This is a genomic window from Arthrobacter sp. P1_B11, from assembly GCF_056406715.1.
This window is the reverse complement of the sequence record NZ_JBFTZQ010000050.1, coordinates 1-15,357: the sequence shown is the minus strand read 5'-3', so window position 1 is coordinate 15,357 and position 15,357 is coordinate 1. Positions and strand designations below refer to the sequence as shown.

11 protein-coding genes and 2 pseudogenes are annotated in these 15,357 nt (G+C 63.3%); 7 read left to right on the top strand and 6 right to left on the bottom strand.

The annotated features are described in order from the left end of the window. The 7 genes from AC1D14_RS22305 to AC1D14_RS22275 all read left to right on the top strand — a co-directional run. Positions 1-1,480, top strand: a 1,480-nt coding sequence (locus tag AC1D14_RS22305; protein WP_476969217.1) for a flavin-containing monooxygenase, incomplete at its 5' end; no start/stop codon positions are given. Beyond that, complete coding sequence (locus AC1D14_RS22300) at positions 1,477-1,779, top strand: antibiotic biosynthesis monooxygenase family protein (RefSeq protein WP_476969216.1); 303 nt, start codon at positions 1,477-1,479, stop codon at positions 1,777-1,779. The genes AC1D14_RS22305 and AC1D14_RS22300, both read left to right, overlap by 4 nt. Positions 1,780-2,033: 254 nt before the next feature. Beyond that, complete coding sequence (locus AC1D14_RS22295) at positions 2,034-2,765, top strand: CoA transferase subunit A (protein WP_476969215.1); 732 nt, start codon at positions 2,034-2,036, stop codon at positions 2,763-2,765. 26 nt (positions 2,766-2,791) lie between these two features. Beyond that, the gene (locus AC1D14_RS22290) at positions 2,792-3,463 is read left to right on the top strand and encodes a 3-oxoacid CoA-transferase subunit B (protein ID WP_476969214.1); all 672 of its coding nucleotides are present in this window, start codon (positions 2,792-2,794) and stop codon (positions 3,461-3,463) included. Next, positions 3,460-4,653 carry an acetyl-CoA acetyltransferase gene (locus AC1D14_RS22285; protein ID WP_476969213.1) on the top strand — a complete coding sequence of 398 codons (1,194 nt, stop codon included), beginning with the start codon at positions 3,460-3,462 and terminating at the stop codon, positions 4,651-4,653. Before AC1D14_RS22290 ends, AC1D14_RS22285 begins: the two co-directional genes overlap by 4 nt. 45 nt (positions 4,654-4,698) lie before the next feature. After that, positions 4,699-7,635, top strand: coding sequence for an FAD-binding and (Fe-S)-binding domain-containing protein (locus AC1D14_RS22280; RefSeq protein WP_476969212.1), 2,937 nt, complete (start codon positions 4,699-4,701; stop codon positions 7,633-7,635). A 132-nt stretch (positions 7,636-7,767) separates the two neighbouring features. After that, positions 7,768-9,222: an MFS transporter gene (locus tag AC1D14_RS22275; protein WP_476969211.1), complete on the top strand. Its 1,455-nt coding sequence runs from the start codon at positions 7,768-7,770 to the stop codon at positions 9,220-9,222. A 370-nt stretch (positions 9,223-9,592) separates the two neighbouring features. Here the strand turns inward: AC1D14_RS22275 and AC1D14_RS22270 are convergent, their stop codons facing one another. The 6 genes and pseudogenes from AC1D14_RS22270 to AC1D14_RS22245 form a co-directional block, all read right to left on the bottom strand. Then, positions 9,593-10,729, bottom strand: coding sequence for a bifunctional 2-methylcitrate synthase/citrate synthase (locus AC1D14_RS22270; RefSeq protein WP_476969210.1), 1,137 nt, complete (start codon positions 10,727-10,729; stop codon positions 9,593-9,595). 49 nt (positions 10,730-10,778) lie between these two features. Then, positions 10,779-11,684, bottom strand: coding sequence for a methylisocitrate lyase (prpB, locus tag AC1D14_RS22265; RefSeq protein WP_476969209.1), 906 nt, complete (start codon positions 11,682-11,684; stop codon positions 10,779-10,781). Next, positions 11,685-13,205, bottom strand: a complete 1,521-nt coding sequence (locus tag AC1D14_RS22260; RefSeq protein ID WP_476969208.1) for an MmgE/PrpD family protein — start codon at positions 13,203-13,205, stop codon at positions 11,685-11,687. Further along, positions 13,198-13,641, bottom strand: a pseudogene (locus tag AC1D14_RS22255) (FCD domain-containing protein); the annotation flags it as partial. The pseudogene AC1D14_RS22255 and the gene AC1D14_RS22260, both read right to left, overlap by 8 nt. Positions 13,642-13,743: 102 nt before the next feature. Further along, positions 13,744-14,979, bottom strand: a complete 1,236-nt coding sequence (locus AC1D14_RS22250; RefSeq protein WP_476969207.1) for an MFS transporter — start codon at positions 14,977-14,979, stop codon at positions 13,744-13,746. A gap of 116 nt (positions 14,980-15,095) precedes the next feature. Continuing rightward, a pseudogene (locus AC1D14_RS22245) lies at positions 15,096-15,357 on the bottom strand (hypothetical protein); the annotation flags it as partial.

Genomic DNA, 15,357 nt, shown 5'->3' with positions numbered 1-15,357 from the left:
CCCTTATGTAGTGGTGATCGGTGCCGGGATGTCCGGTATCCACATCGGCAAGCATCTGAAGGATATGGGTATTGCCTTCAGGATTTATGAGAAGGCTCAGGAGATTGGGGGGACCTGGCGGGATAACAATTATCCGGGCCTGTATGTGGACGTTCCGGTTTCCCAGTATCAGTACACTTTCGCCCCGAAGTATGACTGGTCGCGCCCCTACGCGCCCGGGCCGGAGATCCAGCGTTACCTTTTGGACGTCACATCCGAAATCGGCCTGCGGGAGCATATTGAATTTGGCACGGAAATCACGAGCACATGTTGGGATGGCGCGGCCTGGGAGCTGACGACCGGTAAAGGTGAGGTTGTTCGGGCTGATGTTGTGATCGCGGCGACCGGTTTCCTTCACCGGCCTATCTTCGCGAACGTGCCCGGTATGGACAGCTTCGCAGGCGAGTCGTTCCACTCTTCGCAATGGACATCGGATATTGAGGTCAAGGGCAAGCGCATTGGTATTGTCGGCAGCGGTTCCAGCGGCATCCAGTTGGTCTCGGCCCTGGCCTATATGGACGCAGAGGTCACGCAGTTCGTACGGACTCCGCAGTGGGTGGAGACGATTGACAATCCTGCCGCTTCTGATTCCCTTCTTGAGCAGGTCCGCACGGATCCGTCGGTTGGCCCGGCTGCGCTGGCCGAGTTGGAAAAGGGCATCAATCAGGACCCGCGCTTGCGTGATCCGCGGTGGAAGCTTGCTAACGCCGGGACCAAGAAGGAAGCCGCAGCGAAAGCACTGCGTGAGGCCCTGGAGGTTATTGAAGATCCCGAGCTGCGGGAGGCGCTGACGCCAAGCTTTCCTGCAGGCTGCAAGCGGATCCCGAAATCACCGTGGTACTACCGTGCGGTGCAGGAACCGAATGTGCGGGTGGTACGTCAAGGCGTTCAACGTGTGGAACCGCGGGGTGTTGTGACTCCTGATGGCGAACTGCACGAACTGGACATCATCGTGTACGCCACGGGCTATGACGCCCACGCTTACATGCGCCCGATGAACGTCGTGGGCGCGGGCGGGGTGCATATCGATGCGCTTTGGGCCGACGGACCTTTCTCGTACCGCGGGGTAGCGCTTCCCTCGTTCCCCAACTTCTTCATGCTCGAAGGCCCTTTCAGCCCTATCAATAACGTCGCAGTGCCGCTGTCTTTGGATGACCAGGTGGGGTATATCCGCCGGCTCCTCGAGAGGATCCGGTCTGAAAGGGTTGCCGTGGCACCAACCGAGGAAGCGACAGACGCTTTCCGCCAGCGGCTCGCCGCAGAGGCCGACGAGACCGTATGGGCTCACGGATGCGATAACTGGTACCTGGACCGCCGCGGCACTCCCATCATCTGGCCCTGGTACGACACCGAACACAAAGAAATGTTCGCCGACCTCGCAATCGAAGACCTCAAAATCTCACCAACCCCGGCAGTACAGGAAGCTGGGGCAGCCACGTGATTTATGAGACAGCGACGCTGACCATCAAGCCCGGTTCGGCATCCTCGTTTGAGGACGCGGTTGCCCAGGCCGTACCGCTTTTCCAGAGCGCTCCCGGTGCGCTGAGCTTTCGCCTGAGCCGGAGCATCGAAACCCCTTCGGAGTACGTCCTTAGCGTTGGCTGGGCCACGGTGGAAGACCACACCGTGGGCTTCCGCAACTCCGAGGCCTTTGCAAAGTGGCGCGAGCTGGCCGGCCCCCACTTCGCTGAAGCGCCGCAGGTCAAGCACCTCGCGCAAGTCGACAACGTGGGCTTTTAGCACACCGACCAGCGAGAGGGACAGCCTCTTACCCGTCTCTGGTTGTGACGCCAACGAGGGGCTGCCCGGAGACGGCGGCTGCGCTTGGCGGCATCCTCAAACAGCAAACGCCAAGCAGGGCTCGTCAGCAGACGCAGACTCAGCCCTGAACTTTCTTGGAACGCCAGACTGTCCGTCGCAGCCGCATGTGTTCCACACAGTCAAAAATCGATGTCTAAAACGGACTGACACGAACCGCTCAATGAGGAGATGCGATGTCCAAAGTGAAACCTAGCCCCGCCGCCGCCCTGGAAGGGGCCCTCCAAGGCGGCATGACGCTCGCCGTCGGCGGCTTCGGCATCAGCGGCATTCCGGCGGATCTTATTGAAGCCGTCCGTGATTCCGGTGTGAGGGATCTGACCGTGGTGTCCAACAATATGGGGGTGGACGGCAAGGGCCTGGGCATCCTGATAGAAGCCGGCCAGGTCCGGAAGGTCATCGCGTCGTACGTGGGCGAGAATAAGCTGTTCGCTGAGCAGTACCTTGCCGGCCGGCTTGAGGTGGAATTCACGCCGCAGGGAACCCTGGCTGAGCGGCTCCGCGCCGGCGGCGCCGGTATCCCCGCCTTCTACACCAAGACCGGGGTGGGCACCTTGGTTGCCGAGGGCAAGCCGCACGAGGTGTTCGACGGCGAGACGTACGTCCAGGAGCGCGCCATCACGGCCGACGTCGCACTGGTCCACGCGCACACCGCGGACACGGACGGAAACCTGATCTACCGCTACAGCGCCCGGAACTTCAACCCGGTGGTCGCCACGGTAGGCAGGCTGACCATCGCGGAGACCGAGGTGATTGTGGAGCCCGGCGGACTGGACCCGAACCACGTGGTGACGCCGGGCGTGTTTGTCCAGCGCCTGGTGCAGGCCACGGCACGGACCAAGGACATCGAGCAGCGCACCGTCCGCCAGCGCCCCGTTGCCATGCAAACCGAAGCACTGTCCATCTAAGCGCCCAACACACTTAAGGAGTACCCATGGCCTGGACCAGGGATGAAATGGCCGCCATTGCGGCCGAGGAACTGAACGATGGCGACTACGTGAACCTGGGCATCGGCATTCCCACGCTGGTGGCCAACAACCTGCCCGACGGCGTGCGCGTGGTCCTGCAGAGCGAAAACGGGCTGCTGGGCATGGGACCGTTCCCGTACGAGGGCGCGGAGGACGCAGACCTCATCAACGCCGGCAAGCAGACCGTCACCGTCCTTCCCGGCGGCAGCATCTTCGACTCCGCCACGTCCTTCGGCATGATCCGCGGCGGCCACGTCAAGGTCGCCATCCTGGGCGCCATGCAGGTCTCGGGCAGCGGGGACCTGGCCAACTGGACCATCCCCGGAAAAATGGTCAAAGGCATGGGCGGCGCCATGGACCTGGTGGCCGGGACACCGCGGGTGGTGGTCCTCACGGAACACAACGCCAAGGACGGCACAGCGAAAATTGTGCGCGAATGCATGCTTCCGCTCACCGGGCTGAGCTGCGTGGACCGGATCATCAGCGACCTGGCCGTCTTCGACCTTGTCAAGAAGGACGACGGCGGGCGGCGACTCACCCTCACCCGCCTGGCGCCGGGCGTGACGCTGGGCGAGATCCACGAAAAGACCGACGCAGAATTCGACATCGCCCTCGAGCGCGAAGGAGCCAACGCATGAGCCTGAAGCAACAGTTCGGCAAGGATGTCCTGGTCACCGGGTGGGGGCACAGCCGGTTCGGCAAGCTCACCGACGAGACGCTGGAGTCCCTGATCGTCCGGGTGGCCACCGACGCCATCACCACCGCAGGGGTGGAGCCCGGGCAGATCGATGAGATCTATGTGGGCCAGTTCAACTCCGGCATGATGCCCCTGGCGTTCCCGTCCTCGCTGGCCCTGCAGGTCTCCCCGGACCTGGCGAACGTGCCCGCCACCCGGGTGGAGAACGCCTGCGCCTCGGGATCTGCAGCGTTCCAGCAGGGCACCAAGTCCCTGCTCGCCGGCACCGCGAAAACAGTCCTGGTCATCGGCGCGGAGAAGATGACCCACGCCGGAGCCGATGTGGTGGGCGCCGGGCTCCTGGGCGCCGACTACGACATGGCCGGCAAGGCCTCCACCACCGGCTTCACCGGGCTCTTCGCCGAGGTGGCCAAGCACTACGCAAAGCGCTACGACGCCGACGGAAATCTGGGCGACGTCCTGGGGACCATTGCCGCGAAGAACCACCGCAACGGCGTCGACAACCCCTACGCCCAGCTCCGCAAGGACCTCGGCGAGGAGTTCTGCCGAACGGTCTCGGACAAGAACCCGATGGTGGCCGACCCTCTGCGCCGCACCGACTGCTCCCCGGTCTCCGATGGGGCTGCCGCCGTCGTGCTGTCAACCTCACCCACCAATGGGGTCACTGCCTCCGTGAGGCTCGCCGGGTTCGGGCAGGCGAATGATTTCTTCCCCGCCGCCCGCCGGGATCCCACGGCGTTCGAAGCCACCCGCGTGTCCTGGCAGCGCGCTCTGGCGATGGCCGGCGTCGGACTCGACGACCTGGACTTCGCAGAAGTCCACGACTGCTTCACCATCGCCGAGCTGCTGATGTACGAAGCCATGGGCCTGACCGAACCTGGCCAGGGCGCACTCGCCCTGGCCGAAGGCTGGGTGTACAAGGACGGGAAACTCCCCATCAACCTCTCCGGCGGCCTCAAATCCAAAGGCCACCCCGTGGGCGCAACGGGCGTATCGCAGCACGTCCTGGCCGCCATGCAGCTCACCGGCACCGCAGCCGACATGCAGCTCGCCAACCCCCGCCGCGCCGCAGTCCAGAACATGGGCGGCGTCGGCATCGCCAACTACGTCAGCATCCTCGAAGCCGTCTAACGCCGCACCGGGCATCATCCGACTTGTACCGAAAGTGGAATCATTATGAAGCACGTCGTACTCGACGCTCTCGTTCGCGACCTGGACAACGAGGGCGTCGAGGTGGACTGTAGCAGCCGCAGGTTGTCTGAATACTCCTACGATGCTTCCAATTACAGGGTGCGTCCCATGGCTGTCGCGTTTCCACGAAACAGCCGGGATGTTTCAACAGTGATTGAAGTTTGCCGCAAACACAATGTTCCGATCACCAGCCGTGGCGGGGGAACGAGCATGGCCGGCAACGCAATCGGCAGTGGAGTGGTGCTCGACTTCTCACGCCATATGAACCGGCTGCTGGGCCTGAATGAAGCAGCGCGGACTGCCACGGTTGAACCAGGAATCATCCTGACAAGCCTGCAGAAGCAAGTGTTGGCCGCGACCGGCGGTTCCCTGACCTTTGCCCCTGATCCTTCAAGCATGGGCAGGGTCACCGTCGCCGGAGCGATTGGAAACGACGCCTGCGGAAATCATTCCGTCAGGTACGGGCGGACCGTTGACCATGTGGTCTCGCTGGAGTTGGTGACGGCTTTAGGGCACCTGGTTACTGCCGGGGCTGGCGGTGTTGCGGCCGTCGACCCTGACGACGCGGCCGCAGTTTCCGAGGCTGCGCGCATCACCGACGAGCTCAAGCAACTTGCGGATGCGAACTTGGGCATGTTCCGCACGGAGTTCGGGCGCATCGCGCGTCAGGTCTCGGGCTACCAGCTGGGCAATCTGCTTCCCGAAAAGGGCTTCAATGCGGCCAAAGCCCTCGCGGGCAGCGAGGGTACCTGCGCTGTTATCGTTTCAGCGACAGTCAAGCTGGTGGAGGTTCCTGCTGCCGCACTCCTGGTCTGCATCGGTTATCGCGACGTCGTCGATGCTGCAACGGACGTCCTTGACATTCTCAAGTTCAATCCGACCGCAGTGGAGGGCATGGACGAGGTCATCGTCCAGACTTTCCGCGAACGCCGGGGCGAACAGGGTGTCAGTGCACTGCCGGCCGGCAGTGCCTACCTGTATGTTGATCTGGACGGCAACAGCCCTGACGAGGTGCACGCAAAGGCCGCTGAGCTCCTCGGTGTCCTGCGATTGCGCGGAAACATGGTCGACGGCGTTCTGGTCTCCGATCCGGTGGACAGGGCAAAACTGTGGCGGATCCGGGAAGACGGAGCGGGTCTGTCCTCCCGGCTTGCCGGCGGCCAGCAGTCTTGGGCCGGGTGGGAGGACGCGGCCGTCGCTCCGGAAAACCTCGCAGCCTACCTTGCTGACTTCAAGCGACTCTTGGATAAACACCGGTTGCAGGGCGTCATGTATGGCCATTTCGGTGCCGGCTGCACCCACGTACGCATTACGTTTGACCCCCGCAGCGACTCTGGACGAGCTGTGATGGACAGGTTCCTTCGCGAAGCAGCCGCCCTGGTTACCCGTCACGGTGGATCGCTTTCGGGCGAACATGGAGACGGGCGGGCACGATCCGGTCTCCTGCCTGTGATGTACAGTCCGGCAGCGATGGCAGCGTTCGGACGGTACAAGGCCATCTGGGACCCTGAAGGCGTCCTGAATCCGGGAATAATCACCGACCCGGCGCCCGTGATGGCAAACCTTGCCCTGGCAGTTACCCCGGCCCAGGGCTTCCGGACATCATTCGCACTCGAACCATCGCGCAGGGACCAGGAAGGATTCACCGCTGCGGTCCAGACCTGTATCGGGGTGGGCCGCTGCCGGACGACCTCGGGCGGGGGAGTGATGTGTCCGAGCTACCGGGCAMCCCGGGATGAAAAGGACTCCACGCGCGCCCGTGCACGTGTCCTTCAGGAAATGGTCAGTGGGTCAGTCACCGCGCAGAAAGGTTGGAAATCAGAAGACGTCCGGGAATCCCTCGACCTCTGCCTTTCCTGCAAGGCCTGCTCGACTGATTGCCCGGCCGGAGTGGACATGGCCACCTACAAATCAGAGTTTTTCGACCACTACTACGCTGGCCGCCTGCGGCCGATCGCGCACTACACTCTGGGCTGGCTTCCCACATGGCTCAAAATAACCAGTCGCATCGCACCGCTGGTCAACGCGGCACTGGCATCCCCGCTGCGGCCCCTGATCGCACGGATAGCCGGCATCACAACCCACCGCCGGATGCCAAACTTTGCATCCCGCAAACAGCTGCTGGCGGAGATCGGCACCGATACCCCGGCAGGAGCAGACACCGTGCTGTTCATCGACAGCTTTACCCGCGGTTTCCGGCCAGGGGTCGCCGGTGCGGCTAAGCGTGTCCTAGAAGATGCCCAGCGCACCGTGGAATGCAACGCAGACCTGTGCTGCGGCCTTACCTGGATTTCCACAGGGCAGCTGGACACTGCACGGAAACTACTCGCCCGGACCGCCGAAGCACTGGATGACGGAACGGACAGACCTATCGTCGTCGTCGAACCCAGCTGCGCGGCCGCACTCCGGAAAGACCTGCCCGAACTGGTTCCCACGGAAGCCGCACATCGCGTCGCACAACGGATCCAAAGCTTCGCCACGGCGGTCATAGAACAAACTAAGACGGGGTGGGCACCTCAATCCGTGCCGTCCGCTGTGACAGTTCAAACGCACTGCCACGAATACGCCGTCTTCGGACCCGGTACACAGGCCAATGCGCTGGCCGCCCTAGGCGTTACCACCGTCAATCAAGCCACGGGATGTTGTGGCGTAGCTGGAAACTTCGGCTTCGAACACCAGCACTACGACGTCAGCATGGCCGTCGCCAAACAATCACTCGCCCCGGCACTGACGAGCATGGCCGAGGGAACACCCGTCCTGACAGACGGATTCAGCTGCCACATGCAGGTGAGGCAACTTCTTGAGGAACAATCCGACAAAGCCTCGAGTCATCTGGCCGAGCTGATCGACCCGAAGAATCCAACCGCCGGCGCCCAGCGGTTGCCCCGGCTCTCCTTGACGGAACCTCAGAGCGAACGGTGAGCGGCAGCCAGAGCCGATACGGGCTCCAGAAAATGCTGCCGGCCAGCTATAAATGCGTGGTTCCGATGACCCCAGACAGCCTTAGAGGTAACGTGGGGAAGGCCGTCTGGGCCATTCCCCTCCGCGGGAATCTTGGTTGGGAATCCTCGATTGGGTAGGCAGCCGCCGGGCCGGCGATTGGTCCCGGCCTTGGTCTACGCAGCACTGTCCACTGCGATCGTGAGCTCGCTGGGTATGYTGCTGGTGCCCACCATCTCCCACGAGATGGACGTGTCAATCAGTACGGCCCAATGGATGCTGACGATCAACCTTCTTGTCGGAGCAATCGCGGCTCCGGTCATGGGAAGGCTCAGTGACGGCCCCCACAAGAAACGGATCCTTCTGGTTGCACTGTCGATCATCCTGGTCGGATCCATCATCGCGGCCGTGGCGCCAAACTTCCCGGTGTTCCTCATCGGGCGGGCACTTCAGGGCCTAAGTTACGGGATCGTCCCGGTGACCATCGCCCTTGCCCGGCGGTACGCGGCAGCCGAAAGCGTGCCACATTCGATTTCGAGCCTCTCGGTGACTTTCTCGACCGGCATGGGGATCGGTTATCCCTTGACGGGGGTGATCGCGGGACTGTTCCCTTTTCAAATCGCATTCTGGTTTGCCGCGTTGTTCGTTATGACGGCAATCCTTGTCGTTTTCCGTGTCGTTCCGGCAGGCCCCGATGAGCTCGCCCACAAAGTACCGTTCGACTACGGGGGCGCATGCCTGCTCAGCGTGGGCCTCGGCGCCGTCCTCCTCGCGGTAAGTGAAGGCCCAGCCTGGGGGTGGAACTCGCTGTGGACCGTTGGCACGTTCACCGTCGCTGCAACCGTCCTGACGCTCTGGGTGGGGACTGGGCTGAGGACACAGCACCCTCTGGTGAATCTTCGAGTGCTACGGAAGGGCGAGGTCCTGTTGGCCAACGCAACTGCTGTCGGGTTGGGAGCTGCGATCTACATAGGCCTCTCAATCTCCAGCCTGGTGGCACAGGCTCCCGCTGCAACCGGGTACGGCATCGCACTGCCCGTTTTGTGGGCCGGTTTTGTGATGGTCCCGTTGTCGGTGGGAAGCTTCGGTGCAAGCCGCCTCGTGCGCGTACTAACGCCCAGAATCGGTCTAAGGACGCTTCTGCCCGTCGGCGCCGGGCTCATGACAGCATCCGGGACGCTGCTCTGGCTGGCACACACTGAGCTCTGGCAAGTTCTGACTTGCATGCTGGTGTTTGGTCTTGGCATGGGGACAAGCTATGCCGCGATGCCGGCGTTGATTGCCCGCAGCGTCGCCACTACAGAATTGGGCAGCTCGGTCAGCTTCAACCAGGTCTTGCGGACAATGGGAAGTTCCTGCGGCACCGCCGCGGCCAGCGCTGTATTGGCGGTGAACATGGCACCTGATCTAAACCCGACTGACCACGGGATCACCGCAACTCTCGGAATCGGGGCGGTCCTCTGCTCGGCCGTTTTCGTGGCACTGCTCATCCACGCGCTGCTAGCGCACAACGGCCCTGTTTCGGACCGGCGACCCGATGCCCAACACTCTCACCCGGTTGGCGGCTAAGAAAGCCTGGCCGCGGTGGTCGTGACGTCCCACTGGTACCGGGCGAAGACTTCCCAATTGCCCGATTTCCCGACCATCTCCCTGGGCCAATGGCCCTCAGCTGAGAGCCAGAGAATCGAAAGGTCAGGCATCACTGCATCCACCGTACCCGTCCGCACAAAATGGCCGGCTTCGCGGATTTCTACGTGTTGACCCAGGAGGCGGCTCCAGTCGGGTTGCGGGTGAAGGTTCAAGCGCGCACTCTCGATTCCGTTGGTGCTTCTGGGTGAACGGTTGATGTGGAGGTGGGGCACCGCAGCGTTGCGATAATTTGATGATCCGGGTGATCATCCGGTGCCCCACCCCCAGTTCAGGGGTGGCGAGGGACCGGTCAGATCGACCGCTGTTCCCTGCCGTTATAGGCGCTCAGAGGCCGGATCAGGGAATTGGACTCGAGCTGTTCCATGATGTGCGCAGTCCACCCGGTGATGCGGCTGGCGACGAACAGCGGCGTAAACATCTCAGTGGCGAAGCCCATGAGATGGTAGGTGGGCCCGGCGGGGTAGTCGAGGTTGGGTTTGATCCCTTTGGCCTCATCCATCGCTTTTTGGAGCCCGTCGTAGAGGCCTAGCAGCTCCGGACGGCCGTAGTGGGCGATCATCTTGTCCAAGGCGGCCTTCATCGTGGGCACGCGGGAATCGCCGTGCTTGTAGACGCGGTGGCCGAAGCCCATAACCTTTTTCTTTTGCGCCAGGGCGTCCTCCATCCATGTTTTGGCGCGGACGGAGGCCTCCTCAAGGGACTCGTCCGGGCGAATACCGATCTCCTCGAAGGTGTGCATCACGGCTTCGTTGGCGCCACCGTGCAGCGGACCTTTAAGGGCACCGATGGCGGCGGTGACAGCCGAGTGCAGATCCGAGAGCGTGGATGTGACCACCCGGGCGGTGAAGGTGGAGGCGTTGAAGGAGTGCTCTGCGTACAGGATCATCGACACGTCGAATGCTTCCACGACTTCGTCTGCACCGTCTTCACCAAATGTCATCCATAAGAAGTTGGCCGAATAACCGAGATCATCACGGGGCGGGACGACATCCTGGCCTCGCCTCCGGCGCTGGTCGTAGGCAACAACGGCTGGCATGGCCGCGAAGAGGTCGATCGCTTTGGCCATGTTGGCCTCCCTGGATGAATCCTCTGCCAGAACATGGCGGGCGCCCAAGACCGACGCTGCAGTCCGGCAGACATCCATGGGATGCGCCGTGAGCGGCAGGGAGTCGACCACCTGCTTCACGACGGGAGCCAGGGCGCGGCCTGCCCGTTCCCTCTCGGTGAAGGCCTTCAGTTCTTCCGAGCCGGGCAGTTCCCCGTTCCAGAGCAGGTAGGCGACTTCCTCGAAGCTGCACTTTGCTGCCAGTTCCTGGACTGGGTAGCCCCGGTACAGCAGGGAGTTGGTGTCCGGGTTGACTTTGGAGACGGCGGTGGAATCCACCACAACCCCGGCCAAGCCCTTTCGGATTTCTGGTTCAGCCATTATGGAACCCCTTCGTTCTGTGTTGGATGTCTAGCGGGAGCAGGAGGCCTTATCGGTTACCCGGTACGGCGAAGTTGAAAACGCCGGTATCGAACTGGTTGTAGGCCTCGTAGTCCACGAGCTCATACAACCTTGCCCGGGTCAGCATGGTCCCGACCTGTGCTTCTTGGGTGCCCTCAAGCCCTAACGTGTCAAGCACCCGTTCGGCCGCGCCCATGGCGCTGCGGAGCAGCGTGACCGGGTAGATGACCATGTTGACGCCGACGCCCTGGAGTTCCTCCACCGTGAACAGATCGCTCTTGCCGAATTCGGTCATGTTGGCCAGGATCGGCACGTCCACGGCGTCCCGGATGGCCTGGAACTCGCTCAGGTCCTTCAGGGCCTCCGGGAAGATGGCGTCCGCCCCGGCGTCCACCAGTGCCTTGGCGCGTTCCTGTGCCGCTTCCAGTCCGTCCGTGGCGCGGATGTCCGTCCGGGCCATGATGAGGAAGTTCGGGTCGCGCCGCGCATCCGCTGCAGCCCGGATCCGCTTGGTGGCGGTGTCCAGGTCCACGACGTTCTTACCGTCCAGGTGGCCGCAGCGCTTGGGGTTGAACTGGTCCTCGATGTGGCAGCCGGCGAGGCCGGCGTTTTCCAGTTCCTGGACGCTGCGGGCAACGTTCATGGGCTCACCGAATCCGGTGTCCGCGTCCACCAGGCAGGGCAGGTCAGTCATGCGGGCGATTTGCCCGGCTCGGGTGGCCACTTCGGTCAGCGTGGTCAGGCCGATGTCCGGCAGCCCGAGGTCGTTGGCCAGGACGGCGCCGGAGATGTAGACGCCGGCGAAGCCTTTCTCCTCGATCAGCCGTGCGGAGAGCGGGTTGAACGCGCCGGGGAACTGCTGGATAGTCCCGGAGGCCAGGAGCTCCCGGAGCCGGAGGCGTTTTTGTTCCGGGGTGGTTTTTGAGTAAAGCATTTAGAACAGTCCCTTCGGTGCGGCCGAAAGGTCGATGACTCCGGGGGCTGCGGTGATGTTCAGCTGGTCCAGCTCGCCGGCGGCCAGTTCCGGGAGCCGGGCCGCGGCGGCAAGGAACCGTTCGATCTCCTCTTCCGCGACCAGCCCCGCGGCGAGGGTCCGGAACTTGGTGATGTACTGTTCCCGGGCGAACGGCCGGGCACCGAGCCGGTGCGCATCGGCCACGGCGATTTCATCGGTGATCACTGTGCCGTCGGTCAGTGTGATTTCCACGGAGCCGCCGAAGGCCTTCTCGTTGATGTCCGGGGAGTGGTAGCGGCGGGTCCATTCCGGGTCCTCCACCGTGGTGACCTTGTGCCACAGCTCCACGGTGTCGGGCCGGGCTGCACGTTCCGGTGCGTAGGAGTCCACGTGGTGCCAGGCCCCGTCCTGCAATGCGACGGTGAAGATGTACGGGATCGAGTGGTCCAGGGTCTCCCTTGAAGCCGTGGGGCTGTACTTCTGGGGATCGTTGGCGCCGGAACCGATCACGTAGTGCGTGTGGTGGCTCGTCTTGATCAGGACGGACTTCACGTTCGCCGGATCGGTGGCTTCGGGGTGCTCGCGGTGGAGTTTGCGGGCGAGGTCGATCCAGGCCTGAGCCTGGTACTCGGCGGAGTGTTCCTTGGTGTAGGTGTCGAGGATGGCGCGCTTGGCCTCGCCGGGCGTGGGCAGCGGCACCATGTAGGAGGCGTCGGGGCCGTCGAGCATCCAGGCGATGACGCCGTCCTCGCCTTCGTAGATGGGAACCGGGGAGGTCTGCCCGCGCATGGAGCGGTCCACTGCCTCGACAGCCATCTTCCCGGCGAAGGCGGGGGCGTGCGCCTTCCAGGTGGAGATCTCGCCCTTGCGGGACTGGCGGGTGGCGGTGGTGGTGTGCAGGGCCTGGCCCACGGACTGGAAAATGGTCTCCACCTCGAGGCCCAGCAGGGTGCCGATGCCGGCGGCGGCGGACGGGCCGAGGTGGGCCACATGGTCGATCTTGTGCTTGTGCAGGCAAATGGCCTTGACCAGGTTCACCTGGATTTCGTAGCCGGTGGCGATGCCGCGGACCAGATCGGCTCCGCTGGAGCCTACGTGCTGGGCGACGGCCAGGATCGGCGGGATGTTGTCGCCGGGGTGGGAGTAGTCAGCGGCCAGGAAGGTGTCGTGGTAGTCGAGCTCGCGGACAGCCACGCCGTTGGCCCAGGCGGCCCACTCAGGGGAGACACGCTCGTCGATGCCGAAGACTTTGGATCCCTGGCCGCCGGTGGTGGGTCCGTGCGTCAGGGCCTGGGCGCGCGCTGCAACGATCGGCGCGCGGTTCAGGGAGGCGATGGCCACCGAGGCGTTGTCGATCACGCGGTTGATCACCATGTCGGTGACCTCATCGGAAACGGCGACCGGATCGGCCGCGACCATCGCGATCTTGTAGGCGAGCTGGTCCTCGCGGGGCAGGTTTTCCTCGCTCTTGTAAACGCGGACGTGGTGTTCCTTAACCATGGGGGCTCCTTGCTAATAGGGTGTGGGTGGCTTTGAGGCGGGAAGGACTGCAGTGAAGGTGCATGGTGGTGGCAGCCTGGGCAAGACGTGGATTCCGGGCGGCGATCGCTTCTGCAATGGCCGCGTGCTCGGCTGCTGCAGCGGTAAGGCGGGCGGCATCGTCTGCGGCCAGCCGCCGGACACGCACCAGGTGCACGCGTAGGCTCGGCACGGCTTGGGCCAGGTAGGAGTTGGCGATGGCGGCATCGATTGCCTCATCGAGTCGGCCGACGAGCTCGTAGTAGGCGTGGCGCGCCGGATCGACACTGTTGATCAGGCCCGGTGCTTCGGGCAGCTCCTTGTAGAGCTGAAGGAAGATCGCCGTATCCCTTCGTTCGGCTGCCAAGACCGCTGCCTTGCCTTCGAGTGCTTCACATAGCTCGGATAGCTCATTCATTTGTTAATACCTTGTTTCCACTTTTCGCCTGTTTCAAACCTTTGCTAAGACTCCACGGGAGGGCCGAAGCCGACCTCACAGTTCCTCGGTCTCAGAGATGCCTTAGTGCTGGGACACTGTTTCCTTAAGCTCCGGTTCGGACCGGCCGGACTCTCTGCGACCCGGAGGATAGGCGTTCTTCCGGCCGGTCATGATTATCACGAGGGCCACGACTACGGGCAGTGCTGCAGCAACGGGAACCAGTAGTGGACCGCTCAGGACAAGCGCGGCGGAACCGTACATGGCGCCGATGGTGATGCCGAATTGGTTGGTAAGCACGTTGAGGGTGTTGGCTGCTTCCTTGTATTCGCCGCCGGCGCGGAGGATAGCGGCCTGGTTGTAGATGCCGATTGCGCCGAAACCAACGCCCCAAAGAATCATGAGAAGCATGGCGCCGGGGATAGTGCCGCTTCCTAGCGGGAGCAGGAGCATAGCGGCGGCGATGGCCGCCGTAGTGATGAGAAGCGAGCGGCGGGGCCAGTTGTCTACAGTGATGCCCGCCATCCAGATGCCGACAAGTCCGGAGATGCCGAGGACGGTGATGGAGAGGCTGATTGTGTTCTCGGGGAGGCCAGCGTCGCGTACGAATGGTGCAAGGTAGGTGAAAAGCGCGAAGTGGCCCAAGAACAGCAGCGGCCATGCAATAGCTACGGATTTCACACCCGGTTGCGCGGCGGCCTTGCGTAGGGAGGGCCGGGTGGCGCCGGGGATTCGACGGACTTGCGGCAGAAGCCAGACAGCTAGGATCGTCAGAAGCAGACCGAAGCAGGCCAGAACGAGGAAGGCTGGTCGCCAGCCGACGAGTCCGCCGAGTGCTGTGGCGAGCGGCGCTCCAACGGCCATGCCAAGCGTGTGGCCGCTGAAGACGATGGCCAGCGCCTTGCCCACTTTGTCAGCTGAAGCCACCCTTGAGACGAACGGTGCGACGGTGACCCAGAGCAGGCCGTGTGCGAGGCCGCCTACGAGTCGGGCGCCCAGAGCCGCGGCGAAGTTCGGGGCGATTCCGACGAGGACGTTGCTGAGCGCGAACGTGAGGACGAGTGAGACGAGCAGGGTCTTGCGTGGAACCCGGGCCAGCAGTCGGGATGCGGGGATAACGAGAATAACGATGATGGCGGCGTAGGCTGCGGCGAGGTAGCCCGCCTCCGGCTCGGACACGTTCAGGCCTTGGCTGATCTGTGGCAGCAGGCCGGAGGGCAGAAGCTGGGTGGTGACGGCCGTGAAGGCGATGGTCGCCAGGACGAGCAGCGCGGCGAGTGGAAAGCGTGTTGGTTCGCCGACGGGAAGAGCAGAAGGCATGGTAGAGAAATCCATTCTCGGGTTGTGGGCGGAACCAACAGCTACTGACGGCAGCGGTCCAGCGTCGTCTTCCAAATCTGGGAAGTGGACGCTGGACCGATGTCGGTCGGTGTGGTTTAGAGGACTTTTGCTGTTGCGAGGTCTTCTGCTTTTTCGCCGAAGGGCATGTTCACTGTTTCGCGGAGCAGTTTGGCTACGATCAGGAAGGCGATGAGGGAGACGCCGCCGAGATAGAAGGCCGGGGCGAGGGTGGAGCCGGTGGCGCCGATCAGGGCGGTGGAGATCAGTGGGGATGCTCCGCCCAGGATGCCGGCGCCGATGCTGTATCCCAGTGCTGCCGGCGCCGATGCTGTATCCCAGTGCTGATGCGGCGTAGCG